At 42.4% G+C, this 25,919-nt stretch carries 23 protein-coding genes and 1 pseudogene; 7 read left to right on the top strand and 17 right to left on the bottom strand.

The features are described 5' to 3' along the window. Nucleotides 1-10: 10 nt before the first annotated feature. The 4 genes from AC3ITG_RS18660 to AC3ITG_RS18675 form a co-directional block, all read right to left on the bottom strand. Entirely contained in the window at nucleotides 11-193 is a 183-nt protein-coding gene (locus AC3ITG_RS18660; protein ID WP_197521385.1) for a DUF6903 family protein, read from the bottom strand. Between the two features lie 6 nt (nucleotides 194-199). Next, nucleotides 200-1,093 carry a carbohydrate ABC transporter permease gene (locus AC3ITG_RS18665; protein ID WP_489250979.1) on the bottom strand — a complete coding sequence of 298 codons (894 nt, stop codon included), beginning with the start codon at nucleotides 1,091-1,093 and terminating at the stop codon, nucleotides 200-202. An 11-nt stretch (nucleotides 1,094-1,104) separates the two neighbouring features. Then, a complete protein-coding gene (locus AC3ITG_RS18670; protein WP_489250980.1) occupies nucleotides 1,105-1,998 on the bottom strand; it encodes a carbohydrate ABC transporter permease in 894 nt (297 codons plus the stop codon). A 94-nt stretch (nucleotides 1,999-2,092) separates the two neighbouring features. Then, a complete protein-coding gene (locus AC3ITG_RS18675) occupies nucleotides 2,093-3,451 on the bottom strand; it encodes a carbohydrate ABC transporter substrate-binding protein (RefSeq protein WP_489250981.1) in 1,359 nt (452 codons plus the stop codon). A gap of 228 nt (nucleotides 3,452-3,679) precedes the next feature. On the opposite strand from AC3ITG_RS18675, the gene AC3ITG_RS18680 reads away from it, so the two are divergent. Continuing rightward, nucleotides 3,680-4,513, top strand: a complete 834-nt coding sequence (locus tag AC3ITG_RS18680; protein WP_489250982.1) for an AraC family transcriptional regulator — start codon at nucleotides 3,680-3,682, stop codon at nucleotides 4,511-4,513. A 110-nt stretch (nucleotides 4,514-4,623) separates the two neighbouring features. Here AC3ITG_RS18680 and AC3ITG_RS18685 read toward each other — a convergent pair whose 3' ends face one another. From AC3ITG_RS18685 to AC3ITG_RS18700, 4 genes are all read right to left on the bottom strand, one after another. Next, nucleotides 4,624-5,571 (bottom strand): ABC transporter substrate-binding protein, encoded by a 948-nt coding sequence (locus AC3ITG_RS18685; protein ID WP_489250983.1) that lies wholly within the window; start codon nucleotides 5,569-5,571, stop codon nucleotides 4,624-4,626. Nucleotides 5,572-5,606: 35 nt separating this feature from the next. Further along, entirely contained in the window at nucleotides 5,607-6,911 is a 1,305-nt protein-coding gene (locus AC3ITG_RS18690; protein ID WP_489250984.1) for an NtaA/DmoA family FMN-dependent monooxygenase, read from the bottom strand. A 327-nt stretch (nucleotides 6,912-7,238) separates the two neighbouring features. After that, entirely contained in the window at nucleotides 7,239-8,210 is a 972-nt protein-coding gene (locus AC3ITG_RS18695; protein WP_489250985.1) for an alpha/beta hydrolase, read from the bottom strand. 234 nt (nucleotides 8,211-8,444) lie between these two features. Beyond that, the gene (locus tag AC3ITG_RS18700; RefSeq protein ID WP_489250986.1) at nucleotides 8,445-8,714 is read right to left on the bottom strand and encodes a CD3324 family protein; all 270 of its coding nucleotides are present in this window, start codon (nucleotides 8,712-8,714) and stop codon (nucleotides 8,445-8,447) included. 645 nt (nucleotides 8,715-9,359) lie between these two features. Between AC3ITG_RS18700 and AC3ITG_RS18705 the strand changes: the two genes are divergently transcribed. Further along, nucleotides 9,360-10,463, top strand: a complete 1,104-nt coding sequence (locus AC3ITG_RS18705; protein ID WP_489250987.1) for a helix-turn-helix domain-containing protein — start codon at nucleotides 9,360-9,362, stop codon at nucleotides 10,461-10,463. Between the two features lie 24 nt (nucleotides 10,464-10,487). Continuing rightward, a complete protein-coding gene (locus tag AC3ITG_RS18710; protein WP_489250988.1) occupies nucleotides 10,488-11,438 on the top strand; it encodes an alpha/beta hydrolase family protein in 951 nt (316 codons plus the stop codon). On the opposite strand, the gene AC3ITG_RS18715 is transcribed toward AC3ITG_RS18710, so the two are convergent. Then, nucleotides 11,428-12,309, bottom strand: coding sequence for a phosphotransferase family protein (locus AC3ITG_RS18715; RefSeq protein ID WP_489250989.1), 882 nt, complete (start codon nucleotides 12,307-12,309; stop codon nucleotides 11,428-11,430). The genes AC3ITG_RS18710 and AC3ITG_RS18715 overlap by 11 nt on opposite strands. A gap of 99 nt (nucleotides 12,310-12,408) precedes the next feature. Continuing rightward, a complete protein-coding gene (locus AC3ITG_RS18720) occupies nucleotides 12,409-13,281 on the bottom strand; it encodes a LysR family transcriptional regulator (RefSeq protein ID WP_063562717.1) in 873 nt (290 codons plus the stop codon). 111 nt (nucleotides 13,282-13,392) lie between these two features. On the opposite strand from AC3ITG_RS18720, the gene dapA reads away from it, so the two are divergent. Then, entirely contained in the window at nucleotides 13,393-14,289 is an 897-nt protein-coding gene (gene dapA, locus AC3ITG_RS18725) for a 4-hydroxy-tetrahydrodipicolinate synthase (RefSeq protein WP_489250990.1), read from the top strand. Nucleotides 14,290-14,485: 196 nt separating this feature from the next. On the opposite strand, the gene AC3ITG_RS18730 is transcribed toward dapA, so the two are convergent. The 5 genes and pseudogenes from AC3ITG_RS18730 to AC3ITG_RS18750 all read right to left on the bottom strand — a co-directional run bounded on the left by AC3ITG_RS18730 (nucleotide 14,486) and on the right by AC3ITG_RS18750 (nucleotide 20,320). Next, the gene (locus AC3ITG_RS18730) at nucleotides 14,486-15,700 is read right to left on the bottom strand and encodes a GNAT family N-acetyltransferase (RefSeq protein ID WP_413372001.1); all 1,215 of its coding nucleotides are present in this window, start codon (nucleotides 15,698-15,700) and stop codon (nucleotides 14,486-14,488) included. A gap of 234 nt (nucleotides 15,701-15,934) precedes the next feature. Then, nucleotides 15,935-16,210 (bottom strand): barstar family protein, encoded by a 276-nt coding sequence (locus AC3ITG_RS18735; RefSeq protein ID WP_489250991.1) that lies wholly within the window; start codon nucleotides 16,208-16,210, stop codon nucleotides 15,935-15,937. Between the two features lie 15 nt (nucleotides 16,211-16,225). Continuing rightward, nucleotides 16,226-16,663 carry a ribonuclease gene (locus tag AC3ITG_RS18740; protein ID WP_489250992.1) on the bottom strand — a complete coding sequence of 146 codons (438 nt, stop codon included), beginning with the start codon at nucleotides 16,661-16,663 and terminating at the stop codon, nucleotides 16,226-16,228. Between the two features lie 161 nt (nucleotides 16,664-16,824). Beyond that, nucleotides 16,825-19,404: pseudogene (locus tag AC3ITG_RS18745) on the bottom strand (glycosyl hydrolase). Between the two features lie 178 nt (nucleotides 19,405-19,582). Beyond that, nucleotides 19,583-20,320 (bottom strand): SDR family NAD(P)-dependent oxidoreductase, encoded by a 738-nt coding sequence (locus AC3ITG_RS18750; RefSeq protein ID WP_489250993.1) that lies wholly within the window; start codon nucleotides 20,318-20,320, stop codon nucleotides 19,583-19,585. Between the two features lie 177 nt (nucleotides 20,321-20,497). On the opposite strand from AC3ITG_RS18750, the gene AC3ITG_RS18755 reads away from it, so the two are divergent. After that, complete coding sequence (locus AC3ITG_RS18755; protein WP_489250994.1) at nucleotides 20,498-21,109, top strand: TetR/AcrR family transcriptional regulator; 612 nt, start codon at nucleotides 20,498-20,500, stop codon at nucleotides 21,107-21,109. A gap of 139 nt (nucleotides 21,110-21,248) precedes the next feature. Here AC3ITG_RS18755 and AC3ITG_RS18760 read toward each other — a convergent pair whose 3' ends face one another. Beyond that, a complete protein-coding gene (locus AC3ITG_RS18760; RefSeq protein ID WP_240343196.1) occupies nucleotides 21,249-21,377 on the bottom strand; it encodes a DUF6254 family protein in 129 nt (42 codons plus the stop codon). Between the two features lie 449 nt (nucleotides 21,378-21,826). Here AC3ITG_RS18760 and AC3ITG_RS18765 point away from each other — a divergent pair, with 449 nt between their 5' ends. Then, nucleotides 21,827-22,450, top strand: coding sequence for a TetR/AcrR family transcriptional regulator (locus tag AC3ITG_RS18765; protein ID WP_489250995.1), 624 nt, complete (start codon nucleotides 21,827-21,829; stop codon nucleotides 22,448-22,450). 47 nt (nucleotides 22,451-22,497) lie between these two features. Further along, entirely contained in the window at nucleotides 22,498-24,798 is a 2,301-nt protein-coding gene (locus AC3ITG_RS18770) for an MMPL family transporter (RefSeq protein WP_489250996.1), read from the top strand. Nucleotides 24,799-25,120: 322 nt separating this feature from the next. Here AC3ITG_RS18770 and AC3ITG_RS18775 read toward each other — a convergent pair whose 3' ends face one another. Continuing rightward, nucleotides 25,121-25,651 (bottom strand): hypothetical protein, encoded by a 531-nt coding sequence (locus AC3ITG_RS18775; RefSeq protein ID WP_489250997.1) that lies wholly within the window; start codon nucleotides 25,649-25,651, stop codon nucleotides 25,121-25,123. Nucleotides 25,652-25,919: the final 268 nt, after the last annotated feature.

The following is a 25,919-nucleotide window of genomic DNA, read 5'->3' on the forward strand; positions in this document are numbered from 1 at the left end:
GAAAACTCCTCTATTTATATTTTCGGTTATATAGCCATAGCAGACCGATCAGCATAGCGAGACCAAGCAACATCAGACCCAGTCCGGGAGCTCCAATGTTCTTTTGGCCAACAATGACCAATCCGATACCGACGATAAAAACAATCAGCATCAACAAATTACGCAAATAATTCTTTGTAAAGTCTTCCATCATCGCACCTTATCCTTTCAGCCCGCCCATCGTCATGCCTTGGGTTAGCTTTTTTTGTACCAGAATATATATAATCAAGGTTGGAAGCATGACCAGCACCAGACCTGCATACATCTGACCATATTGAACTGCGGATTTTTGCGCTGCCATCAGATTCATTAAGCCGACAGGTAGTGTCTTAAGGGTCGGTTTGGTCAGGAGCGTCATAGAGATAATATATTCGTTCCAGTAGGACAGGAAATTGAACAGAATAACCGTTACGATGCTGGGTTTGGCCATAGGCATAATCACTTGCACCATAGTACGGAAATAGCCAGCACCGTCCACCGAGGCTGCTTCCTCAAATTCTTTGGGCAGCGATTTAAAATATCCCGACATGAGATAGATCGTGAATGGCAGTGCCATCGCAGCATAAACCACCGCAAGAACAAACAGGTTGTTCAGCAAAACTGGGTGCCCCAGCATGCCGCGGAGCATCTTGTCGCCGTTGTTAAGCATCAGAAAGATAGGAACAATGATATAGTTGACATTAATAAACAAACCCGCCATAAACATCATATTCCAGAATCCGTTCCCTCTAAATTTAAAACGAGAAAGTACATAGGACGCAGGCAATGCCACAATAAGTAGAAGCACCAGTGCGATTACCGTCACCAATACGGAATTGAGCATAAAAGAACCCATTTTTGCCTTCAGCCATGCATCAGCAAAGTTCTGTAGATGCATCCCGACGGGTAGTGCCCAGGGACTGCCGTAAAACTCACTGTCTTGTTTGATGGAGGCCATGAATGCCCATAGAACAGGGATGAGGATGAGAATGGCTAAAGCGATCAGTATAACGTAAATGAAGCCTTTATATAATTTGTCGCTAACACCTCTCCGTGAGCGGTTGTTTGTATTCATCTTATTCCCTCCTAAAATTCCAAATGCTCTCGTCTGGTAACTGCGTTTAGTATCCCAGCAAGCGCAAACGAGAACAGGAACACAATTACACCGATGGCCATCCCATAGCCATAAGAGGAATTAGTATAAGCTTCTTTATACATATAACTGAGGAACACTTCGGTGGCACCGTCGGGACCGCCGCTTGTCATCGTCATCACGAACAAGAAACTCATGTTAATCGTACTGATGATGAAAAAGGTGAGCGTCGTCCGTATGTTCGTCCAGATTAAAGGAATGGTGATCTGGAAAAACTGAGCCATTCGCCCTGCCCCCTCAAGTCCTGCCGATTCATATAAGCTCTCTGGAATGTTGGCCATACTAGCCATGTACATTACCATGTAATAGCCTATAGCCTGCCAGATCATAGCGCCTGCAAGACTGAAAATAACCACTTTCTGATCTCCTAGCCATAGGACGGGCTCTGCTTGTAACCCTCGAAATAGCTTTAACAATGAATTCAAAAGCCCACTGTTCGGATCGTAAATCGCTGAGAAGATCGCACTGATGACAACTACAGACAGAATGTTAGGAATATAGAAGATTACGCGTAAAACATTTTGTCCCTTGAGTTTTTCACGTGTGAGCATCGATGCAAACAGAAGTGCCAGAGCAAAGGTCACGATTGTAACAAGAACAATGAGCAATACACTGTTTTGAAAGGTCTGATAAAACTTGTCGCTATGAAACAGCTTATTGAAATTCTGCAAACCTACGAAGGTTTTGTCATCGGTATAGCCGCCCCACTTGTACAATGACATCCGAAAGACATCGATCGTAGGAATAATTAAGAAAATTGCAAAAAGGAGGACGGCGGGTGCTAGACAGAAGAAGATAAAACGTCCTCTTCCTTTTTTCATATCCATGGCTTTCTCTCTCCTCCCATAGGTCAGATCATGGTGGTCAGCGCACGTCGCCCACCATGATCCTAATACATTCTCAAGGCCCTCGGCCTCTTTATTATTTCAATGCTCCCCGCAAGGCGTCGCTTGCTTTAATGATTCCCTCAACCCACTGTTGCTGTGTTTTAGCACCTGTGACAAGGGAGTCAATGGAAGCAAACACTGCATCCGATATATTCACCCCTTCGACAGGGTCTGTTGTTGCAAATGCACCCATAGAAGCCTTTGCCCCATTGTCATAGATGCTGTAGAAAAGCTTGTTGTCTCCATCCAATTTGTCGGACATACCTTTGATCGGTTGAATCGCGCCAACCTTTGCAAAAATAGCTGCTGCCTCATCGGAATAAAGATAAGCAATAAATTGTTTTGCCAGATCCGCGTTTTCCGCTTTGGCAGGAATCCAAATTTGTTCGAAGAAGGTATACGAATAACGGTCGCCACCGTCTTTTATTGCCGGAAGAGCTGTGAAGCCCCATTTGAAGCCTTCTGCTCGCGGAGCTTTGCTCATTTCGCCAACGACCCAAGTACCGTTAGGCATGAAGAGTGCTTTATTGTCCAGAATCAGTTGTTGGTTTTTGGTAAAGTTATCTTTGTTGGCATTTGCGGGAACCGTTTTTTCGGTGTAAGTAGCCAGTTTACCGATCAGTTCAACCGTTTGTTGAGCTTCTGGGGTTTGCCAAATGCCTTCATTGTAATGCGTCACTTTAGTGAAGAAATCCGCGCTGCCCACCTCGTTGAGCAAGGCATAGAAGAAAGAGTCAAAGTAACCTGACGTCGGATAAGCAAATAGTGAAATACCCTCGGCTTTAGCTTGATCACCTAGAGCCCACATTTCTTCCCAAGTTGTAGGAACTTTCCAACCTTTTTGTTCAAACAAACCCTCGTTATAAAACAAACCGGTAGGGCTGTAGAACATAGGCATGAGATAGGTCTTTCCATCGTTATACGGATTCGTGATCGTTGTATCAGTGAAGCCTGGAATCAGCTTATCCTTGACGGTTACACTTTCGCCGGGTATGGTCATGGACAGCACATCTGAAAGGTCAGTTAGGTTATTATCTTTGACAAAGGTTTCAGTCAAGCCCTTCGGCTGGCCCGTTGCCAAATGGATAACATCAGGAAACTCACCAGATTTCATGCCGGGTCCGATGACATCTTCAATATTTTTGTCAATCGTCGTTTCGACTTTCACGCCAGGGTTGGCGCTTTCGAAAGCAGCCGTGATTTCTTTCCATACATCAGCACCGTAAGCGGTTTCCAAAGCAGCTAGCTTAAGAGTACGTTGTTCTGTAGACGTTGCCGAGTTCGTATTGGATGAATCCTTCGTTGAATTAGAGCCATTTTCAGAAGAGCTGCCGCATGCTGCCAAACTAAGAGTCAAAGCTGCCGTGATTGCAAGGCTAAGAATCTTTTTCATAAATCCATTCCCCCTATATTTAGTGATCATACGTAACCGCTTACATTCTTTCTCGCCCTTTTAATTTATCTTAACGGCCTCTTTATATCTACATACATGTTGTCGTTGATTTTATATATCTTGCTAATATAATAAATTTATAAATTAACAATTTCTTCACAACATAAAACGTTGAAATTGGTTTAACTGTAGTTCACTAAATGAGATTGAGGAAAGGACGGACTGCAGATGGGAAATGTACGCTATTGGCTTCCCGGAAAGGGACGTGGAGAGATTCCCGCAAAGTTAATCTATGTTAGCTCTTCCATTTATGAAGAAGATTGGTTCAGCATTCGTCATTCACATAACTTCGCGGAGCTGTTTTATGTCCGAAGTGGACGAGGGAATTTCATCGTAGAGGATGAGATTTTTTCGGTGCAGCAGGACGATCTCGTCATCGTGAACCCGAACGTAGAGCATACCGAAGTATCCATTGGTAGTGACCCTTTGGAATATGTAGTGCTTGGGGTTGGGGGGATGAGTTTTGATTTTGGAAAGCAAAGTGGAAACCGTAATCATGAAATTATCAATTATTCAAAACAGAGGAATGAACTCTTGTTGTATTTCAACGCTATGCTTTCGGAAACCGAAAACAAGAATGAGAACTATGAGGACGTCTGTCAAAACTTACTCGAGATTGTAATCATTAGTTTAATGCGAAGATCTGGTCATCCCTTCTCTGTTGTAACCACGCAAAGGGCTGACAAGATATGCAGCCGGATCAAGCGACATATCGACTCGAACTACGCTGAGGAAATCTCGCTCCACTCTCTTGCAGAAAAGGCGCATATCAGCAAATATTATCTGGCACATACTTTCGCTAAATATTACGGCATGTCACCTATAAATTATCTAAATGAAGTCAGGATTCGTGCGAGCAAGGAGCTGCTAGAAACCACAGATCTTTCCATTGCTCAAGTTGCGGAATCTACTGGTTTTTCCTCTCAAAGCTACTTCTCACAAAATTTCCGCCGGTGTTGTGGCCTAACTCCAAGCGGTTACCGTCTTCAGACAAAAAAATGAGCTCAAATTAACCGCCATCTAGGTAACTTCTAATGTGGCTATATGCTTGTCTTCTGACATTAAAAAATCCGATTGCGCTCAGTATCAGCAATCGGATTTTTGTATAACAATTATTGTTCAGCCATTTTCAGAAAATACGCTGAGGCCAAACGGACAGCCAGGACACTCGCACTATTGAGGGAATTATCAAATATAAGAACATGGTTGTTTTTTACTGCTTCCAGTGAGTTCCATACCTTCGAAGATTCCTTTTCCTTCACGGCTGCCTTTGCAACGTCAATATCATGCTGGATAATAATATAATCGGGATTCATGTCGTATAGCCCCTCCAGCGTGAGCGCCTCGCCACCCTCAGGATATCCCTTCGGTGCCAACAATCCAAAGCCTGCAGTTTGATTGTAGTACATTGTATTTTTAGATCCTTGAGCATTAAAATTGGCTTTTCCATCAACCCGCAACAAGGCAAAGGTCTTATCCTCAAGAGTACCTAACTGATCTTTCGTTTGTGCTATCATTTCTTTGGTTTCCTTAATCAATTGTTCTGCGAGCTCTTCTTTTCCAACAACCTCAGCGAGAAGCATCGTTGTGTTTTCCCAGGTATCGGTGTAGTCGATCAAAATAACTGGAGCAATCTTGTTCAACTCATCATAAATGGTATCCACAGACCCCTTAAAGGTTACTATCACATCAGGCTGGGCCTCAATAATTTTTTCTAAATTCGCTGAGTCGCTACCCAAATCAATAATATCAGCAGACCCGGCGTAAGACTGTAAAGTAGCAAACTTCTCCATCGCTTCCGCCGCGCTTATTGATGCGATTGGAGGAGTATCCAGAGCAAAAAAGTAATCTAAGTACAATGGATGCAGCACCGCTATACGCTCTGGTCGTTTCTCAAGCACCACCCCATTATCGCTGGCATCCTTAATGGTTCTTGGCCATGCTTCACCCTCGATCTTGCTGGCCTCAGGAGTAACTGCAACGGGCTTTTCGGAGCATCCAGCCAGTATCCCCCCTGCAAGTATAATTACAGATAAAATCAATCCAGTTAGTCTTTTCATATGTCCTCCCCAATTACTGTGTATACAATGTTTTATTAATTCCCTAAATGATCGCGCAAGGTTTCCCCGGTATATTCACTTCTGAACAGTCCTCTTTCAACCAACTTCGGAATCAGCTTTTCAAAAAATATTTCCATCGATTTTTCTGAACCGCCTGGCAGGGCGATGAATCCATCAATAGCACCAGTCTCAACCCGCTCAATAATATCATTCATTACGGTCTCGACTGTTCCCACAGATACCCAATGGGCAGATCCGACAACCTCTGGCCGATTCAGAATATCTTTCACTGTAGGCTGGTATTTTGTAATATATCGGCGCAACAGTTCAGCATGTGTGCGGCTGCGAACAGCCTGATCAGGATCAGGCAGCATATCCTCGGTTACGCGTTGATCCAAGGGGAAACTGCTTAAATCAAGCCCCATCAACGATTTCAGAGATGCGTGTCTGCGCTCAAGACTTAAATGGGCATGAGCAGCCTTATGTAATTCAAGCGCTTCTTCGTGCGTATCAGCCAGGAAAAAATATAAACCCGGCAAAACTTTAATCGTGTTCGGATCGCGCCCATGTTCTGCAGCTCTTTCTCTCAAATCATTTCGTAATTCCACGCCCGATTCAAGATCCGGCATCGCTGCAAAAATAGCATCCGCTACGGAAGAGGCAAAGTTCCGTCCAATATCCGAAGCACCGGCTTGAAACAGAGGAATGCTTCCCGATGGATGAGAAGGTAAAGTAAGTGGCCCTTTTACATTGAAAAATTCACCGGAATGATGAATAGCAGTCACTTTTTCCTTATCAGAAAACATGCCTGACTCACGATCAATAACAATAGCCTCATTCGGAAAACTATCCCAAAGCTTGCATACCACATCCGTAAATTCGATTGCCTTCGCATACCGTTCTTCCGGTGATGGCATTGGTGAATTCCCGAAATTATCGGCGCCTTCAATAGAAGTGACAATATTCCATCCGGCACGTCCATTGCTTAGCCAGTTCAAGGATTGTAGCTGCCGGGCAACAACATAAGGCGGATTAAACGTGGTGGAAATGGTCGTAACGAGTCCGATCCGATTGGTTTCACGAGCTATTGCTGCAAAAAACAAAGCAGGATCCGGGCTGCCGAAACTAGAAGAATCGCCTAACATCTGCGGGCTAATATACAGATAATCAGCTCTGAAAAGAAAATCCAGCTTAGAGTTCTCCGCCATTTTTGCCCAATGAATATAATAGTCAATGGTTCCTGTCTGCTCCACTCCGCTATCCGGGTGCCGCCAACCGTCACCTTTATTCCATGTTGCATTTAAGGACAATCCAATACAAAGTTGTCTGTTTGAAGTCATTTCTACCAACCTTTCTTAGTTCTTATCATTGTTTTGCTCCTGGAAAGCCCTCCCGCTCAAAATCGAGTCACTTTCAATAATAATGATTCTCATTATCAAAACAAAGTTTAGCAAGGATTCAAGCAAATTTAAATACACAAGTTACAAATTCGACATGCACAATTATCTAAACTATGGTTGGACGGCAAAAGGTCAGGTTCTTGCCCCACGACAAAACAAAAAAGCCGCATCAATGCGACTTTTATCTTTAAACGCTCTAACTTGTGTCCTCTGTACTGTCCCACCTATTGTCTCGGTTCCAATTCGACCTCTAAATTAGTCTTATAATCAAAGTAACTCCAGAGCTTTCAACAAGGCATACTCACTAGAGTTGGCACCTATTTGAGAAAAATGTGCATTCGGAAACATTGGAGCCAAATGATGATATCCAGGGAGTACTTGCAATTCGATCAAGACACCGTCAAAAGCTAGTTGTTTGGCAAATAATAAGGTTTCATCTATGAACAGATCAATGCTGCCTATGCTCATATAAGTGGATGGTAAACCGGCAAGAGATTTTGCACGCGCTGGCACGTAATACTCACTTGTTTCCTCTTGTCCGGGTTCGTGACCTAATACCGATTTCCAGCCGAAATAATTGCTTTTTTTGGTCCAAACAAACTCACCGGCATATGGATGGTCTGGCAAAATACTTGTACGGTCATCGAGCATTGGGCTGCGCAGTCTTAGATGATGGATAGCGAATTCCTTCTGGTCGCGAATGTACAGGGCTAACCCCGCCGCTAATCCACTGCCGGCGCTGCTGCCCGCAAGAGCGACTTTCTCGGTATCTATCCCTAATTCCCGGGCATGCTCAATGCACCATTTCAGGCCGGAATAACAATCCTGCAATTGACTTGGCTGAATATGTTCTGGCGCTAGTCGATAGTAAACAGATACACAGCAAAAACCATGTTGCACAGCCAGTGCCGCATTGCCTTGGCGGTCACCGACCGGACTGCCCATAACCATTCCCCCACCGTGAATTGAATAATATAACGGCATCTTACTGTACTTTAGTTGGCGGGGTTTAATAATCTCTATACGAATATCAGGTCCGCCAAAATAACTTGGCACCGCCCTTTCTTCGAATGTGACAGGAAACAGCTGCGTTACATCGATTTGCTGCATCATTTTTGTTTGACTTTTCCGTGCTTCCATTAGTGTGGCAGCGGAAAGATCGGTGGTTGGTATTAAATCAATCGCACTTATTATCTCCTGATCGATCAGATGTCTGCTTCTGCTTTTTGGTTCATTCATATTTACCGTTTCCTCGCTCTCTTAATTATGTCCAATGAAGTGCTGCTCTCTCCAATGGTCCAGTATTCCCGATTTGAATCCAGATCAAAAGTTACATTTTCTCTCACTGTATCGACTCCTCTTCTGCCTAATCCTATTGTAAAGAGCGCAATAAGCTATTCAAATGAAAATAATAAGTTAGAATCGTTTTTGACATAAAAAAACACTGATGAATTTCTTCATCAGTGCCGTGTACTACTTATTTTTGGAATAAACAATTTTCTTAATGGTTTCAACAGAGAGAAAGTAGTCCTTAGCAAGTTGCTCAATGCTGCTATTATTCTTAAAAGCTTGTCTAATAGTGGCATTTCGGTGATCTAACCATTGCCTTCCGCCACTCAAACTTCCCCAATGATTATATTCCTTTTCCTGTTTCGGAATGTAAATCGTCTCTCCCTGGACATACTCTTGAATCATTATAATTAACTTTTCGGGCAATATTTTTTTAGCGTTTGTATATTTCACTCTGCTTCACTCCTTATTTTTGAAAATAAGGTGCAAAGCCAAAATATTAGAAAAGCTTATTTTAGCGTTAGAAAAGATTTAGCCCCATGCAAAGTAACGCTTCTCCAATACTGGCTTTGCACAAGTGAAGAAAGTCACAGACAATCTTAACAGATTCTCCATCAGTAAAGCACCTCCCTTTTACGTTGCCAGTATACCATATTTCTAATTACTTGGGACTATCTCATGATCAAAAGTTAGTCGTTCCTATGCATATATTTAATCAACTTAACCTTACCGGAATCGATATCAAACGCAATAAACTCCTTTGCATTTGGAGGATTGTGTGGACTAAACCATAACTTGGCTTCGGCTTGTGAATTTTTTGATAATACTGAGTAATCAGCAGCTGTATGGACGGATTAAGTAACGTTAAAGATAAAGGTTTAAACTCCTCCTCATTCACTGTGTTAGGCTCTGCATAGGCTAAAGCGCTTAGATTTAGCGTTAGAATACAAATAACAAATATGCTTAATACTTTCCTCATGTTTTCCACTCCTTCTCCTATCAAGTTTCCCAATGGTTGATTTTTTTAACATAAGTCAACGATAAGTCGCTTGGGAGTTGATTTTATAAACCGTATAATCATAAGCAGAGGTGACGTTGATGAACGAAATTAATCTTGCATCGGTCCTTGTTGCAAAACGCAGAAAAAAAGGATTAACCCAGGACGCGATTGCTGCATTTATCGGTGTTTCCAAAGCGTCAGTTTCCAAGTGGGAAACGGGGCAAAGCTATCCCGACATCACATTTCTGCCGCGGCTTGCGGCCTATTTTAACATCAGCATTGATGAGTTGATGGGTTATTCCCCGCAAATGGAGCACTCGGACATCGCAAAACTTTACACCCGACTGGCCAATGATTTTGCTGCCCTTCCTTTTGATGAGGTAATCGCTGAATGTACGGCGATCATCAAAAAATATTACGCCTGCTTTCCACTTTTATTGCAAATGGTCAGGCTGTACACCAATCACTTCACGCTGGCGAGAACACAAGAGCAAAAAGAGACTCTTCTTAACGAAACCGTAACGCTGTGTGAGCGGATTCAGGGCGGAAGTGGCGATATGCAGCTTTCCAACGATGCGATTTTGTATCAGTCGGTTTGTTGTCTGGCACTAAGGGACCCGCAGCGGGTCTTAGATTTACTTGGGGAGACCGTCCGGCCCATGATGCCAAAGGGCGTATTAATTTCACAGGCATATCAGCTTATGGGCAACATCGACAAAGCCAAAGAAACCTTGCAGGCTGAACTGTATCAGCACGTAATGGCAGTCTTTCAAGGGTTGCTGAACGTCCTGCAATTAAATATTGAACATATGGAAAAAGCCGAAGAAGCCTTTCTGAGAGCGTTCGATTTTGCACGGATTTTTGATATGAAACGGCTGAATCCAAACAATGTCGTTCTGCTTTACGCACTAGGCGCTCATCTATATTGCGTGAACAAATCCCCTGAGAAATCGATTGAATTTCTTGAAAAATATGTGGATACCTGCGTGGAAGGATTCTTTCCTTTTGAGCTTCGTGGAGATTCCTTTTTTGACCTGATTGATCCGTGGCTGAAAGATTTCGACGTCTCCGCCCCACGCAGCGAGCAGGTTATAAAGAATAGCATGATGAGGGATGTTCTGATGAATCCAGCGTTCAATTCGTTACGTGAAGTACCCGAATATCAACGACTAGTTCAAAAAATGAATAGGTTTATAGAATAAACATGCTGATCGGAGGTTATGGGAATGAACGAAAAACTAATCATTGGCAAAAGAACGAAATATCCTCTTAATGGAATTTTGTCACTGCCGGAGGATTGCTCATCAAAAGTTCCGGCAGTAGTACTAGTACATGGCTCTGGCCCTGCGGATATGGATGAAAAGGTGGGAAATAACTTCCCTTTTAAAGACCTTGCAGAAGGGTTGTCCGACAAAGGAATTGCCGTGCTGCGATATGACAAAAGAACACTCGTCTATGGAAAAGAAATGAAAAACGATACCGGCTTATCCGTTAAAGAAGAAACGATTGAAGATGCTATCCTCGCAGCAGATTTATTACGTAAAGACCCACGTATTGATACAAACCAAATATTTATTATAGGTCATAGTTTAGGAGGGATGTTAGCTCCACGAATTGATGCAGAAGGTGGGCATTTTGCTGGTATCATTATTATGGGTGGGTCCCCACGGAAGTTAGAAGAGATTTTGATGGATCAAAACAACGATGTTTTAGACTCATTAAATATGTTTTTGAAAATGATTGCGAAGAAACAAATAGCAGCATTATCATCCAAATTTGATAAAATTTATAAGTTAAGTGATGCAGAAGCAAAATCAACTGTGGTTTTGAGGAAATATTCTAGAGCCTTCTACTTCAAAGAGATGGGAGAACATCCATCCATTAATTACCTTAACGTATTAGATAAACCCGTACTCATTTTGCAAGGAGATCAAGATTTCCATGTATCCGTAGACAAAGATTTCAAGGTTTACAAAGACTTATTGGGTGAAAAGCCAAATGTAACGTTTAAACTTTATCCCAACTTAAATCATTTATTTATGCCAGCTGTTTATGGAGAGATATTAAAAATGAAAAAAGAGTACAAAGTTGCACAACATGTAGATAAGAACGTGATCAATGACATTTCCGAATGGATTCATTCTGTTTGGAAAAAGCCATTAGTAATCAGTAACTGACTGATTTCTTCAAAACTTCTATACTTTCCTGAAGGAATGATTGATTTCTTTCAACTCCTCTGTTTTTACACCAAACAACGGCACTGAAAGCATCATAGAAATTATAAAACGGCAATACGATTTCGAGATTTAATATGGTCCGAATGGTTTGATAACCTTCGAAGTACGGGGACTTCGTTCTCGGGTTCACTTCCCAAATATATCTATTGATTTTAGTAAAGTCTATTTCAGAGGAGCCACCCCGGGTACTCTCAAAATCAATAATGCCAGTAACCTTGTTACCATTCACCAATATATTGCCAGGTCGAAAATCCATATGTACAAAACAGGGTCCGTCAGGATCAGGTAAAGCAGAGAACACACCATCAAAATGAAGAATACATCGTTCATACAATGCTGGTTCGAGGAGCTCTTTGCAGGGCTCTTTCCACTTTTCAAAATTGTTTTTGATATGTAGTCTCCAATTATTCTGGTCAAGAATATTAAACCCATCGGTTGAATGGTAACCGTATCCTGGAGTTTTTACCTCATGGAGCATCGCATGATACACACCCATTTGAAAAGATAGCTTTTCATCCATATTTTCTGTACAAGGCACCCCTTGAATTGCGGAGAGAAGCAATGCTCCAGTATTACTATCATCCCCATACCAAATGTCCAATACCTTAGGAACAGGTATGACGTCCTTCAATATTTCAAGCATCTGAAATTCGCGAAACAGCTTATCCTTGTTAAATGGAATCTTTACATATACGTCTTCTCCACTAACAAGAGTAAGTTTATATATATCAGAACTAAATGATTCCGGAACATTTTCAATATTCAAGACATTCAACTTCAGCTTTTCTATAACGTTTAGAATTGAACTCATGTAGCACCTCCTTTTATTTAGCACTCTAGTATAAATCAGCGAGCCCGTTAAGATGTGGCTCGCAAGCGGATATAATGCTGCTAAACAGCGATCAATTCTTTACTTTTTCAAGCTTTCCATAAAATCGTGCAGCGCGTTGGATACCCACTTCTTCGGATGAAGGACGAGCTGTATTTCGAGTTGGAGCTCTGCATGTTCAAGGGGTAAGGCTTTCAGCTCCCCCCGCTCGATTTCTTCCATTACAGCCATCTGTGGCAGAATCGAAATACCCTCACCTGACTTAATACTTCTTTTGATCGCTTCCGGATTGCCAAGTTCCAGACCGATCCGATAAGGGATTGAATTTGCGCGAAGCACTCTTTCAAGCAGCTGCCTGTAATTGCAGGTATCCTCAGGCATAATCCATTCCATATCCTTTAGATCATTCAATTCAATCTGCGTTTTGGCGATCAGCGGATGCTGCGGATGGACGATCAGCAAAAGCGGTTCTTGGCGAATGGTAATCCACTGCAAAGCCGGATCGCTCGAATCATCTGCGAGAATAAGTCCGATATCGGCTTCACCTTCCCTGACCTGATGCAAAATTAACCCCTCACGGTTCGTATGCAGTCGTATGTTCAGATCCGGGTATTCCTTACGGGTGGCTTGCATATATGGAGGTAAAAAGTAAGAAGCGATAGAATCCATCGTACCGATCGTTAAGGAGCCACCGCCCTGCTTCGCCATTTTTTCCTTGGACTGCTCAAACAATTCCAACATCTGTCCAGCAAGCTTGAACAGCTCCTCCCCGGCAGAAGTCAGACGAATCTTGTTATTGCTGTAGCGTTCAAACAGTTTGACTTGATATGCTTTTTCCAGCTTCTGAATTTGCGTAGTAACACTGGATTGTGCATAACCCAGCACCTCTGCAGCTCTGGTGAAGCTCTCACGAATTGCAACTTCCCTGAACGTCTGAAGATAGATTAAATCCAACTTGCTCACCTCATCGAAAATATTGATGACAACTATCATTTGTTATAGGTAACTGTGATGCTGGTTCCTATGTTACATTAGTTTCAATATAACGGGAAGAGGTAGTTGATTATGATGAATGAACAACATGTTCAAGGAATTTATATACCGGTAATTGCCCCTTTTTCGGATGACAACAAGCTCGACATTGAATCGTATCGCAAATATGTTACCCATCTTGCCAAACATGACATTCAGGGATTGGTCGTAAACGGTACGACAGGAGAATCTCCGACTGTCTCCTGGGATGAAGTAAAGCAGATGGTGGAAGTAACGAAAGAAATTTTGATAAGTCTGAACAAAACCATCCCCCTCGTCGTGGGAACAGGAACAAATGATACCTATTCGACGGTTCATCGGACTGAAATGGCCGCTGAATTAGGAGCAGATGCTGCCCTGGTGGTCACTCCTTATTACAACAGACCGACGCAAGAAGGAATTCTAGAGCATTTCTCCAACGCGTCCAGGACAGGATTGCCGATTCTAGTCTATGAGATTCCGGCTCGAACCGGTAGTCGCATGACCTTGGATACGATGAGAAAAGTCATGGATCTGGATAGGGTTATTGGCCTGAAGGACAGCACTGGCGGTTTGGATCTGCTGCTGGCTCTAACCCAATATGAGACGAAGCCTGTACTTTGCGGCGAGGATGCGTATTTCCATGCGATGCTGTGTCAAGGTGCCGCAGGCGGGATGGTGGCCTCTGCCAATATTCATACCCAACGGTATGTGGACGTGTATCAACGCTTTACATCTGGTGACGTGAATGCGTCAAGAGACAGCTTTAAGCAACTGCAGCCGCTGATTAGTGACGTGTTTGCAGAACCTGCTCCAGCCTCGATCAAATGGTGGCTTGCTCAGCAACAGCTGATCGCCACTGCAAAACTGCGTCTGCCGCTGACTGCCGCATCGGAAAAAGCAAAACAAAGGTTGTCGGATACACTCGCAGAGATGGTCGTACCTTCTTAAACAAGCGCATATCTTGCTACGATTTATGAATACATCCAGTCTGATAAATTGAGACATCATAGATTGGAAATAAAAAAACAACCAGTATTGATTCATCAATACTGGTTGTTTTAACTTTAAGCACAGATCTCCAGATGGAGAACTAGATATTGCAATTTCACTATTCATCAGGGAATGCTGATCACTACTTTGATTATTAAAAGTAATCCGAAAAGTAAGGCGCCTGCTGCTCAATAGCATCTTCTAACAAATCAAGCGTTTCTGGATCACATTTAATACGGCCAATCTTATGCAAATACTCAGGACGCTTATAGCCTAACAACATCGTCGTCATGGTTTGGATACTTATGCTATCTTCACTACGACGACTTTGACTACGAGTCACTCTTCCGCTTCCATTCGGTTCAATTTGTAGAGTAAATGTGCCTTGATTCCATGACAGCAACGGGTCTTGCAAAGTAAAGGTCCACTCTCTATCCATCGCTGCGGGTTTGAACGGATATTTTGAGATGAATTGCTCAATGTCCACGATCCGTGCCATAAAGTAAGGGGAAATGGTTTCCTTAATATCAGCATCTTCCAGCAAAAAGGCAAGCTGTTCATCGGTATGAATATTGCCTACCACTTTGGATATCATTGAAAAATGCGCACTAATGAAATTCCACAGTCCACTTCGTGCCTCCTCGTGAATGAAGATCATATCTTTGACGTGAAACACTTCTTCTTCAATCCAATATAAAATGTAGCCATCCGGTTGTCCGTCTTCACCATAATAGACAGCTGCAGTTAAATCATCTGAATCCCACCGCCAGTACTCACTCCACGCAAGTTCTTTCCGCAGCATGGCTCCATGGGTTTGCATTGAAAAGCGTTCATAAGCAACCTTCACATCTTCGCTTTCGGGTTCTACACGTGCCACATCACCAGGAACGGGTTTGTTTTTGGGTAATTGGAAGTCTTGAACCTCAAACACGATTTTATCAGAAATGATCTCCCACCCTTTACGGCGATAATACGGTATGGAGTAAGGATACAAGTACGAAATGGATTGTTTCTTTTCACGCATATTGGTGAGAGCTTGCAACAGCAGTTTATTCATTAAGCCTTGACCGGAATATTCAGGGAAAGTACCCACACCAGTGACGCCACCCATAGCGTATGTTTGGTTAAATATCCGAACCTCAAATGGATATATCGATACCTGAGAAATCAGTTTTTCTCCATCGAACCATCCAAGTACATCTGCTTGTTGTAAGACAGGTGACTTTTCATGGAGAATTTCGCTTTCTTTCCAACCATGTTTGTGAAGATCATTATGAGTGACCTGAAATACATAGCGTAACAGTTGACTATATTGTTCTAAATGTGATAAATCCACCTTTTTCATCTTTAAATTTTGCTTACGATGCATGCCAGTTATTCTCCCTTTGTTTTAAATTATATTATTTACCAATTGCTTCAGAATAATGCTGAAAGTGACCTATATTAGGTTCGTTCTTTTGCAAGTCCTTCTGTAAATGCATTTTTTAAACAAATAAAAAAAACCATTTAACTCTTAAAAGTTAAATGGTTTTAAAAATTCGGTTTTTCAAATTCAATCACGTCTTTGTTGTTTTACAGACCATCATCCAATTGAAAAATTGGTTCAATTTCTTAACTCCAATGTAAATCCTTCCAACTCTTCTTCAGCTTCATGCATCAGATCCAACAAATGATCTGCGTACTCTCCAAGGGACATCCTGGTTGCATCAAAATCAGTCCACTGAATGGTAAGTGGCATGGCGATCAATCCAGTTAAGCAATCCCATAATGCATCCAAATTTCGACCATAAGTTTGACCTAGTTCAAGACTGGTCTGAAGGACGTCATGTAATTCTTCTTTTCCATGAATGTCCTTTCCATTGATGACAACTGTCTTCATATGATCACCCTTTCCTTATTCGATTTGCTCAAACGTACGGTAATGATCGGTTGTTTTATAGATTAATCCATCATTGGAGTATAAAATCCGATCACTCCCCCGCGTTCCTCCCGAATAGTTAATGTCTGCTTCGTACCAAGTTCTTCCTTTTTTCTTGGGCAATAGCCCTTCTCGATTTTGAAATACGTCACCGCCAATGCTTTTGCCTGGTGCCACTTTTTCCAAATTACCTTTGCTAGGCTCCCATCCTAATTCTCTAGCCTCTTTCTTGGTTATATAATTTTCCGGAAGTTCATTATTCTCCGAAATATACTTGGCCACTTCATCAAATTGCGTGAGAGCTGCACTCTCTTGAGATGAACCATTTAATGAAACCGTTTCGAGTGAGCAGCCTGTAAACAGGAGGGTCGCCAGAATAAAAAGTAAAGCACCTAACCATTTTTTTACAACCATTGATTTTGATCTCCTTCTGAAAAATTAGCATCCTCCCCATCATAACATGTTCCTTTTGTATACTCCTCCTTATATTCTTTTCTCGCGGCTTTCCAACGTCCCCAAAATAAAAGGCTGGAGCAGAGGATACCCCCGCTCCAACCTTTATTATTCTTGCCTGCTTACGGCTCAATCCCCCACACCAGTTGTCCGTTGATATACCCAGTAACCTGTTCATGGTTTGCGAACTGGGTACTCGATGCCTTAAACGAGTAATCGTTAGCCTGGTTGTAATTGGACCAGTTATTTTTGGAGAAACGTGCTTGAATTTCTGCGCTTTGTCCGGCATTAAGCGTTCCGGCAGAACTCGTAAAACCAACTTCCAAATAATAATCCGCTCCGGCAACTGGCGTTGCCAATTTAACGAATTTGCTGGTTACATTTGCACTCCCGATACTGGCCCAGTCAGACCAGAAACTCTGCGCTTCCTCCCCGTCCATCGTATAGTAATAACGGAGTTTTACATCACTCAACTGAATCGCCGAATTACCGGTATTGACCACTTTGAATTTAGGTGAGATTCCGTTGGTGGACGCACTTGTATTGCCGTTAAAGGCTTGGATCGTCAAATCCCCAGAGGGTAAAGAAACACTGCTGTCCACTACGTTTACTGTAAGAACCGCGTTATTCCCTCCGTTAAAATGAAAGGTTATCGTATTCTGACTTAGCGGTAGCGTGGAAAGGTAGGATTTGCGCAGAACGATTGCAGTGCTTGATGCCGTATAATCCTGGCCCGATACAAGTGTATAATTTCCATTCGTTATGCTTGTAAGCTGTTTTCCGTTTAAGGTAAGGGACAAGGAAACATCCTGCGCCAGATTCGCTGCTTTATCAAATGCTGCATTCACGGGCGAAATTGCAGCGCTTGTGCTTGGCGTTGAATCAACAATTTTAACTTTTAATACAGGATCTTGCCCTTGATTAAAATCAAAAACGATGGAATGTTCGCCAACCGGCAGCGATGTCAGGAATTCTTTTTTCAGCAGCAACGTACTTCCGCTTAACGTATAATCCTGATTTGCTGTCAATAGAGTGGTACCTACCCGGAGAGCGGTTAACGTATTACTGTTAAAATTCACGGTTATGGCTTTGTCGCTTGGATTGGGCGTGTGTTTGTCAAATTCAACGGTTGTAGGTGTGAGGGACGCGTTTGGTGTTGGATTGTTAGCCTTCAAATTAGGCAGTTCATCCAGCGTAATGACATAATCACTTTGATAAAGCGTTTTCAGAGTTGCTGGATAATTAAAGGCTGAACTCATGAGATGCTCTCCATACCACGGGCAGAAGTAGAGCCATCCCGATTTTTCCTCTGTCAGATTCTGTACACTTGGAATGGTGTCGTTCTCTGTCATGGCCACCATTTTCTTGCCGTCCGTTAAATCAACCAGTTGATAGAAGATCGAGGTAATGGCATCCTCATTCGGTACGCCGGACAAACCGTCATTGCGGTTGTAGATCGTATTGTATTTATCATAACCGACAATATCTACCTGATCGTCGCCAGGGTACCATGCAGGAGAAGTGTTATATACGTAGCTGTTGTAAGTCCAAATCAAGTTGTGCAAACCGTATGTCTCTGTAAGTTCAGTGTAGAGCATATCCCACAGTTGTTTGTACACATCCGCACCTGCAGAAGCCCACCAGAACCAGGCGCCTTCCCCATTCAACCCACCGTTGCCCTCCGCCTCATGATAAGGACGGAAAAGAACGGGCACATTGTTATCTTGAAGAATCAACAGTTGTTCCGCCAGATCATCAATCGTACTCATTACGTATTGATATTCTTTCGTACCAGGAATTACGGCGTTGGCTGTATTAAAATTAGTTTCTGTTGGTTTATAAGTAGCCTCTTTCCAATCCACATGATCCCCAAGCTGGTAGGTCGTGAAATTTCGGGGCACATTGATATGCCAGGAAGCTGTCGCAATTCCATCCCGGTTATTCACCCAATCGATCATTCGATCGGTTGTACCGTCTTCCCATCCGTAGAGCGGATTATAGTTCATAAAATCAAATCCGCGGATAGCTGGATACTTCCCGGTTAAATTATGAATCCAATCAAACTCCAGCTCCGTATTGCCATCGTTTCCACCACCGTAAATCTCTTGTTGGCCAGAGATAATATGATTGCCATAAACCTCCGTTAAATAATTCATCAGAAGTTGACTTTCCGGTGTGGCTTGGGAATCAGTAAGGACAGGCTAAACATCCAGGGGATCAAGATTGGCATAGTCCACAGTGAAGGTGTCGAAATAAGCGAATCCCCAACCAGCCTTCAATTGAATCGTGTTACTTCCCTGATTCAGCTTCTGAAAACCAAAATTGAAATCAGACCATGTTGTTGTGTATGGCAGCATATACGAGCCCTTGGTAACACCATTAACGGATAGATATTGAAGTCTGCCATCAGCACTAAGCTCCTGCATGTATCGGGTGGAGATTGCATACATGCCCGTTTCCGGGACAGTCACAGTGAAGGTTATCGTGCCAGAATTCTGCATCCAGACAAATCCACTTCCAGAAAATCCAGGCTTGGGTTGTCCGTAAATTTCTGTCGTCACTTGAAGATCGGAGGAAAGTAAAGCGTTTTCGCTTTCGATCGTGAAAAGTGGTGAATCTGCATGAACGGGTACTGTCATCAATCCAAGAAGCAGAGTCAATGCCAGCATTAATACGCCTGTCTTTTTGAGCAAAATCTTCATCATCATCTTCCTTCCCATTTTAAAATATGATAAAGAATAATCCCTCTGTTCACTCATGATGGCGCTTTCATTGTAAACATAGCATATGTATCAATTTTTGCAAATATATGGACAAAAAAAGCCGCAATTTGCGGCTTTCAATATGTCATCCATTCATTTTCGGCAAATTTAAGTCCTCTTATTGGGCGGTGTATCCACCATCCACGATTAGACTATTTCCTGTCATATAGGATGAATCGTCGCTAGCTAGGAACAGTACGGCTTTGGCCATTTCATCTGCTTGACCGAGCCGCTTCATTGGTGTTGCCGAAGAAAGAACCTGTTTGCTCTCTTCTGGAATAATCGGTGTATCGATGAAGCCTGGGCAAAGTGCGTTCACCCGAATATTTTTCTCAGCATACTCCAGCGCGAGCGAACGAGTCAGATTCACAACGCCACCTTTTGCTGCATTGTAGGCTGCAGAACCAGGTGAACCAACCCATCCGTACATGGAAGCCGTGTTGACGATAGTCCCACCGCCAATTTTGAGCATTTCTCGGATCGCTTCACGCGCGACCAAGAATACGCCGTCCAGATCTACATTCACCGTATTGCGCCATTCAGCATATTCAAGCTCATGCGAAGGATGAACACGCCCGATTCCTGCATTGTTAAATACGATATCCACTTTACCGAAAACCTCTACGGTTTTTTTGAAAATCTCAGCAACCTCTTGTTCACTCGTGATGTTCGCTTTAATAAAAAGAGCGTCAGCTTTAAGCGCTTTCAGTTCTTGCTCAAACACCTTACCTTTTTCTTCATTCAGGTCCACCAAGACCACTTTGGCTCCTTCTGAAACGAATAAGCGTGCTGTCGCTGCGCCGATTCCGGATGCCCCTCCCGTAATAATTGCCACTTTGTCTTGAAGTTTGCCCATGATTGAATCCTCCAGTATACTATTTTGAATAGCACCTATTTGCATATGTGCTATATGACGTTTACAAACATAATTGTATGCTTAAAATTGTAACAATCCAATCATTAAGATACGATGATATGTCTACTACATAGACACTTGGTGAAACAATGTCTATTTTTATAGGAGTTTTTATGTATGAATGATGAACAAATTTTGAAATCTCAACAGCGCAATCGAACAGAAGAGCATCTTAAAAGCGCTCTGATCCAACTCATTAAGAAAAAAGGCTATCATGCCATCTCTGTCAAAGACATCGTTGATCAGGCAGGTTATAATCGCAGTACTTTTTACTTACACTACCAAGATAAATTCGTGCTCGCCGAAGAATTGTTGAATACGAAGCTCGAAAGTTTGAGACTCGCCGTAGGCAAGCCATATTCGCATGGCCAAAAGGTCTACACCAACAAGCTTAATTTTGAATCCTTTCAAATCATCGATTATATCTATGAAAACCGAGACTTCTTCGAACTGATTCGATATGATGATACGTTACCTGGTCTGCATACAGGTTTTCCTCAGACAATCCTGAAAATCTATGAGGAGCAGTTTATCTTCGAGACGATCAACGATTCCCCTGTTAACATGGAGTATTTCAAGTACTACACAGCTTACGGCTTTTTTGGAATATTGAACAATTGGATATTAAGCGGTTTTCGCGAATCACGCGAGGTGTTTATCAAGAACGTGATCGAACTGTCAAAAACGCATATTCATTCTTTTCATTATGTAGGGAACAAGTTGGATTGATAACACCGATGAACTTTTAAATTTAAGGGTATTCGGATAAATTAAAACAAAAATAGCCGCTAAAGTAGCGACTTTATATGGTAATATGTGCGGCAATTGTGGTGACGACTGCCCGCAAATATCACAGGCAGTCATTAATTTAAATCGTAGTATGCTTCTCATCATATTCGCTTGATAATTGTTTAAGCGATTTGATTTTACCATGAGGATGCTGTTCTTGCTTTCGTGACTTCCAAGCAGCTTCCTGCCTTTTCTTCTGGCGAGCCATAAAAGATCTCCTCCTCTGGAAAATTAGAGTTATACTACTTCTTTATGATGTCATTTATGGATTATTTTCATTAAAGGTCAGCAATTGATTTATTGTTAGTTATACCAGTAGATTAGTTAAATTTCATTTAGAGACAAAGAAGGGGAATCTTATCCTCCATTCTTTGTCTTTTTTTCTCTTTTGCTTATCGAATTTATTTGGTATTTACTTTCTCAATCTACCATATCAATAAATTTGCCTCTTGAGTAAATTTGCACAATGGGCAAATTGAAGTTATGATAATTCTGAGTAAATGCTTGCTCAAAAAGTTAACAATTTTAGTTTTCAATATTACGGAAAGACAAATGTAAGCAGCAGAAAAGGAGTTGAGCGAATACCGAATGAAAACAATGTACTATTGAGATAGAAAGATATTTTCTCCAAAAGCATGCATGTGGAGGTGTACGCATTTGATAGCCAAGCAGACCCTGCGACATTTAAAAAAAGAAGCCACTGAAAAAGCGCTAGCGAGCGCAGCATTTGAACTTGCACTTGAACATGGTTTAGATGGTTTTGTTGTCGAAGATATCGTGCAAAAAGCCGGTTATTCCAGAAGAACTTTCGCAAACTACTTCACATGCAAGGAAGAAGCAGTAGCAAGGGGAGCCACATCAGTTAATAACACTAGTGAGTTTGAAAATTTGCTCACCAAAATCCCACCAAATTCCTCCTTGCTTGACGTTCTGTATCAACTTATCCAGATGCAACTTACAACAGATCTTATTGGAAGATTGCGTGAACTTCTGTTACTTTCCCAAAAATATCCTGTTCTCGAACCGCATTTCCTTGGAGTAGTACACCAAATGCAGACGACTGCTCAAGAGACCTTATTAGACTTATCAAACGGGAATGATGACGAGGTATATACTTATCTACTTATAAACGCGGCCTACGGAACCATTCTTCCATTAATTGACGGAAGACTTAATGTGCTGTTGCCAGGACAAAACATAAGTGACCACCAAAGAACTGGGGCTGTATCGTTCGATGAGTTTTTAGAAAACATGTTTGGTCATTTGCGCAAAGGATTCTAATACAGTAGCAATCCATATTCACCATAGAGGGAGTGTAAAACATAGATATGTCTACATTATTATATAGAGTGGGGAAAACCGCTTTTCGCAAACCGGGGTACTTTATACTCGGATGGATTTTAATTTTAGGAATTGTCGTCTCGATGATCGGTGTGAATGGTGTGCATATCAGTTCCGAAATGAAGATTGAAGGCACAGAATCTCAAAAAGTTCTGGATCAGTTAGCCAAAGAATTACCTGCGGCCTCAGGCGGTCAAGGGAGTGTTGTGTTTGAAGCACCTCCAAACGAGCGTCTAGATACGCCAGAACGATTGGCAGCAATCACAAAGGGTGTTAATGATGTTTACGGGATAAAAGATGTGATTAACCCTGCAGATTATGCTGCTGAAGCCAGCGGCGCAACTGCTGAGATGGCTCAGGCTGCCAATCCGGATCAGTCTGCAACAGTGGCTGCCCCCTCCTATGGTCCTCTGATGGTGGATGGTGTTCCAGTGCCTGGTGTTCTTCTCTCTCCAGACGGCAGAATTGCTTTGTTCCAATTTCAGTTTACCATTGAGCAGTCTGCTATCACGCAGGATGTTTTTGACTCCGTGATAGATTCCGTCATGACTGTTGAGAAAGGAACCAATATTACTGTCCTACCAGGCGAAACACTAAAAACCGTATCCATCGGTGTAGGATCAGCCGAAATCGTTGGACTTGTCATTGCCGCGCTTGTTTTGCTGGCCACACTTGGATCCGTTGTAGCGGCAGGACTGCCTCTTGTAACTGCACTTCTTGGTGTCGGCATCGGAGTGGGCGGAGCATTTTCCATTTCCAAATTCATTGAAATGCCTAGTGTCACTTCGGTTTTGGCTCTTATGGTTGGACTAGCAGTTGGAATCGATTACGCTCTATTCATTGTAAATCGTCAACGCCGAATGATTATCGATCAACGTCTGAGTGCACAAGAAGCTGCTGCCAGAGCAATTGGTACATCGGGCAGTGCTGTATTTTTTGCAGGTTTGACGGTTATCGTAGCTCTATGCGGTATGTTAGTAATCGGTCTTACGTTCTTATCAACGATGGCGTTGGTAGCTGCTGCAACCGTGCTCATCAACGTATTCGTTGCCTTAACCCTTTTACCGGCGCTGCTCGGGTTGGTGGGTGAGCGTATCTGTTCGCCTAAAGCTCGTGAGAAAAGCGCCAAGTCTAACAAAGCGGGTGGTCGTGGCGTAGCTGACAGATGGGTTAAATTCGTTATCAAATATCGTTGGGCCACAATTGTCGCCATCATCGTACTTCTTGGTGTTGCAGCAATTCCGATTACGAAAATGGAGATGGGCATTCCTGGAGCTGCCTCAGCGAATCTGGACACAACGGCAAGACAAAGTTATGAAGCAATTTCCGAAGGCTTTGGAGAAGGCTTTAACGGACCACTTATTCTGGTCGCTGAGCCCAAGGATTCTTCAACGCAGGTCTCTCCAGAACTCTTAGGCAATCTTGTGAAAGAACTTCAAAGTCAAAAGAATGTTGCGCAGGTTTCACCTTTAGGCATGACTGAGGATATGGCTATTTTTAGTCTGATTCCTGAAACTGGCCCTAACGATAAAACCACCAAAAATCTGGTAAATGATTTACGTTCTTCTGAGTCGAGTATTGCACAGACGTATGACGTTAAACTTGGAGTTACCGGATTCACGGCCGTAAATATCGATATGTCGACCAAGCTGGCTGAGGTGTTCCCTATATATGTAGGAATTATTATTCTGCTGTCCCTTATCATTCTACTCTTGGTATTTCGTTCAATCATCGTGCCAATCAAAGCAACCATCGGCTTTCTTCTTAGTATTCTTGCTACGTTCGGAATCACGACAGCTGTGTTTCAGTGGGGATGGCTCCACTCTCTCTTCGGCTTCGATACAGGTGGTCCGCTGCTAAGCTTTATGCCGATCATTGTCACGGGTATCCTTTATGGGCTCGCAATGGATTATCAGGTTTTCCTTGTCAGCTCCATGCGGGAATCGTATGTTCATGGTCATCGGGGGACTGAATCCGTCGTTCATGGGTACAAACAGGTGAGTCGTGTCGTAGTAGGAGCCGCTGTAATTATGGTTTCTGTTTTTGCAGGGTTTATTTTCACGGATGATGTCATGATCAAACAAATTGGTTTTACATTAGCTGTAGGAATCTTGATCGATGCCTTTATTATTCGAATGGGATTGGTCCCAGCCATCATGGCTATTTTCGGTAATAAAGCGTGGGCGCTTCCGAAATGGCTGGACCGTATTCTGCCGAACCTTGATGTCGAAGGCGAGAAACTGATTGCTTCACTCAATGCTAAAGATAACGAACATCACAAGTCTTGATGTAGCATATTATTATAATTTGACTTTTCGTTTGGATATAAAGACAAGAAACAGCAGCTACTTACTGACTGCTGTTTCTTGTCTTTTGTCATATTTCTTTTCTTTAGCTTAATGGGTCTGGAATTCCAAGAAGGAATGTGCGTCATTGTAAACAGTGCTCAGTTTATTTCAAACCAACAATGCTGCTGTTTTCCTGCATATTGTTCCCTGGTAACAGTTCAATGGGACCCGTTCTTTTCTCTCCAATGGTAATCATATTTTTCATAGCAAACCTCCACCTATGTCGCGTTTTAAATGGTATTGAGCTAACCCACCATCGTCACTAAACTGTGATAAAACGTATCAATCCTAACAGGGCAAAACCAAATAAAACCGTGCCAGCGCCAATACCCGTAATCGCACTGTTCGCTACTTGAAGCTTGGTGGATAAATATACGGCAATAATTGAGATGGCGACCATAAGCGCTGCTAGAATCCATAAGCTAGGATCATTAAATACGCTTTTGAGGCTAATAAAATGAATACCAACGATAAAAGCGATCCAAGGGGCGATATAATCTTTGCGCTTCAATCTGATTAGTACAAATGCACCAGCACCAGCCAAAATAAATTCGGCATAAAAGGAAATCAAATAATTTCGGAAGGTGGACGCTTCCCTCAAAGCCGATGGTGCACCCCAGTTCGTTACACTTAAATAGACACCCATTAAGCATACTAAAAGAGCAATACAGGATGCTATGCCAATATATAATCGCCAACTTGGTCTGGGACTTTCTTGTGCCCAACCGAACCAAATGAAACTAAACATGCCAAATACGGATGCATACATAGCGTAATCCCTAACGTACTCCATTAACCACACCTCGTTTCATTAGTTATCAACCCTATCTAATTACAACTTAATTGCAACTAACCCATTAAAATCTTGATTCTAAATTTGAACTTCTTTTACCATTTCCACAAAGTGATATCAATGATATTTGTTGTATGGGATGATTATACTACTTAAAAATAAACAACCAGAAACAACAAGTGAAATGTCGTTTCTGGTTTATGTTTGACATTAGTTCATTTCAGTGCCCCCAGAAATCGGAGTGTACGTTTCGGCAGGTTGTACATCA

Source organism: Paenibacillus sp. GL_099_B (genome assembly GCF_057835695.1).

Excerpts from the sequence above, each read along its gene's own strand:
- AC3ITG_RS18675 (WP_489250981.1), bottom strand. The coding sequence starts at position 3,451 with ATGAAAAAGATTCTTAGCCTTGCAATCACGGCAGCTTTGACTCTTAGT.
- dapA (WP_489250990.1), top strand. The coding sequence starts at position 13,393 with ATGATGAATGAACAACATGTTCAAGGAATTTATATACCGGTAATTGCC.
- AC3ITG_RS18695 (WP_489250985.1), bottom strand. The coding sequence starts at position 8,210 with ATGAATGAACCAAAAAGCAGAAGCAGACATCTGATCGATCAGGAGATA.
- AC3ITG_RS18750 (WP_489250993.1), bottom strand. The coding sequence starts at position 20,320 with ATGGGCAAACTTCAAGACAAAGTGGCAATTATTACGGGAGGGGCATCC.
- AC3ITG_RS18685 (WP_489250983.1), bottom strand. The coding sequence starts at position 5,571 with ATGAAAAGACTAACTGGATTGATTTTATCTGTAATTATACTTGCAGGG.
- AC3ITG_RS18775 (WP_489250997.1), bottom strand. The coding sequence starts at position 25,651 with ATGGAGTACGTTAGGGATTACGCTATGTATGCATCCGTATTTGGCATG.
- AC3ITG_RS18770 (WP_489250996.1), top strand. The coding sequence starts at position 22,498 with ATGTCTACATTATTATATAGAGTGGGGAAAACCGCTTTTCGCAAACCG.
- AC3ITG_RS18670 (WP_489250980.1), bottom strand. The coding sequence starts at position 1,998 with ATGGATATGAAAAAAGGAAGAGGACGTTTTATCTTCTTCTGTCTAGCA.
- AC3ITG_RS18730 (WP_413372001.1), bottom strand. The coding sequence starts at position 15,700 with ATGCATCGTAAGCAAAATTTAAAGATGAAAAAGGTGGATTTATCACAT.
- AC3ITG_RS18680 (WP_489250982.1), top strand. The coding sequence starts at position 3,680 with ATGGGAAATGTACGCTATTGGCTTCCCGGAAAGGGACGTGGAGAGATT.
- AC3ITG_RS18740 (WP_489250992.1), bottom strand. The coding sequence starts at position 16,663 with ATGGTTGTAAAAAAATGGTTAGGTGCTTTACTTTTTATTCTGGCGACC.
- AC3ITG_RS18760 (WP_240343196.1), bottom strand. The coding sequence starts at position 21,377 with ATGGCTCGCCAGAAGAAAAGGCAGGAAGCTGCTTGGAAGTCACGAAAG.
- AC3ITG_RS18705 (WP_489250987.1), top strand. The coding sequence starts at position 9,360 with ATGAACGAAATTAATCTTGCATCGGTCCTTGTTGCAAAACGCAGAAAA.
- AC3ITG_RS18710 (WP_489250988.1), top strand. The coding sequence starts at position 10,488 with ATGAACGAAAAACTAATCATTGGCAAAAGAACGAAATATCCTCTTAAT.
- AC3ITG_RS18755 (WP_489250994.1), top strand. The coding sequence starts at position 20,498 with ATGAATGATGAACAAATTTTGAAATCTCAACAGCGCAATCGAACAGAA.
- AC3ITG_RS18690 (WP_489250984.1), bottom strand. The coding sequence starts at position 6,911 with ATGACTTCAAACAGACAACTTTGTATTGGATTGTCCTTAAATGCAACA.
- AC3ITG_RS18715 (WP_489250989.1), bottom strand. The coding sequence starts at position 12,309 with ATGAGTTCAATTCTAAACGTTATAGAAAAGCTGAAGTTGAATGTCTTG.
- AC3ITG_RS18735 (WP_489250991.1), bottom strand. The coding sequence starts at position 16,210 with ATGAAGACAGTTGTCATCAATGGAAAGGACATTCATGGAAAAGAAGAA.
- AC3ITG_RS18660 (WP_197521385.1), bottom strand. The coding sequence starts at position 193 with ATGATGGAAGACTTTACAAAGAATTATTTGCGTAATTTGTTGATGCTG.
- AC3ITG_RS18665 (WP_489250979.1), bottom strand. The coding sequence starts at position 1,093 with ATGAATACAAACAACCGCTCACGGAGAGGTGTTAGCGACAAATTATAT.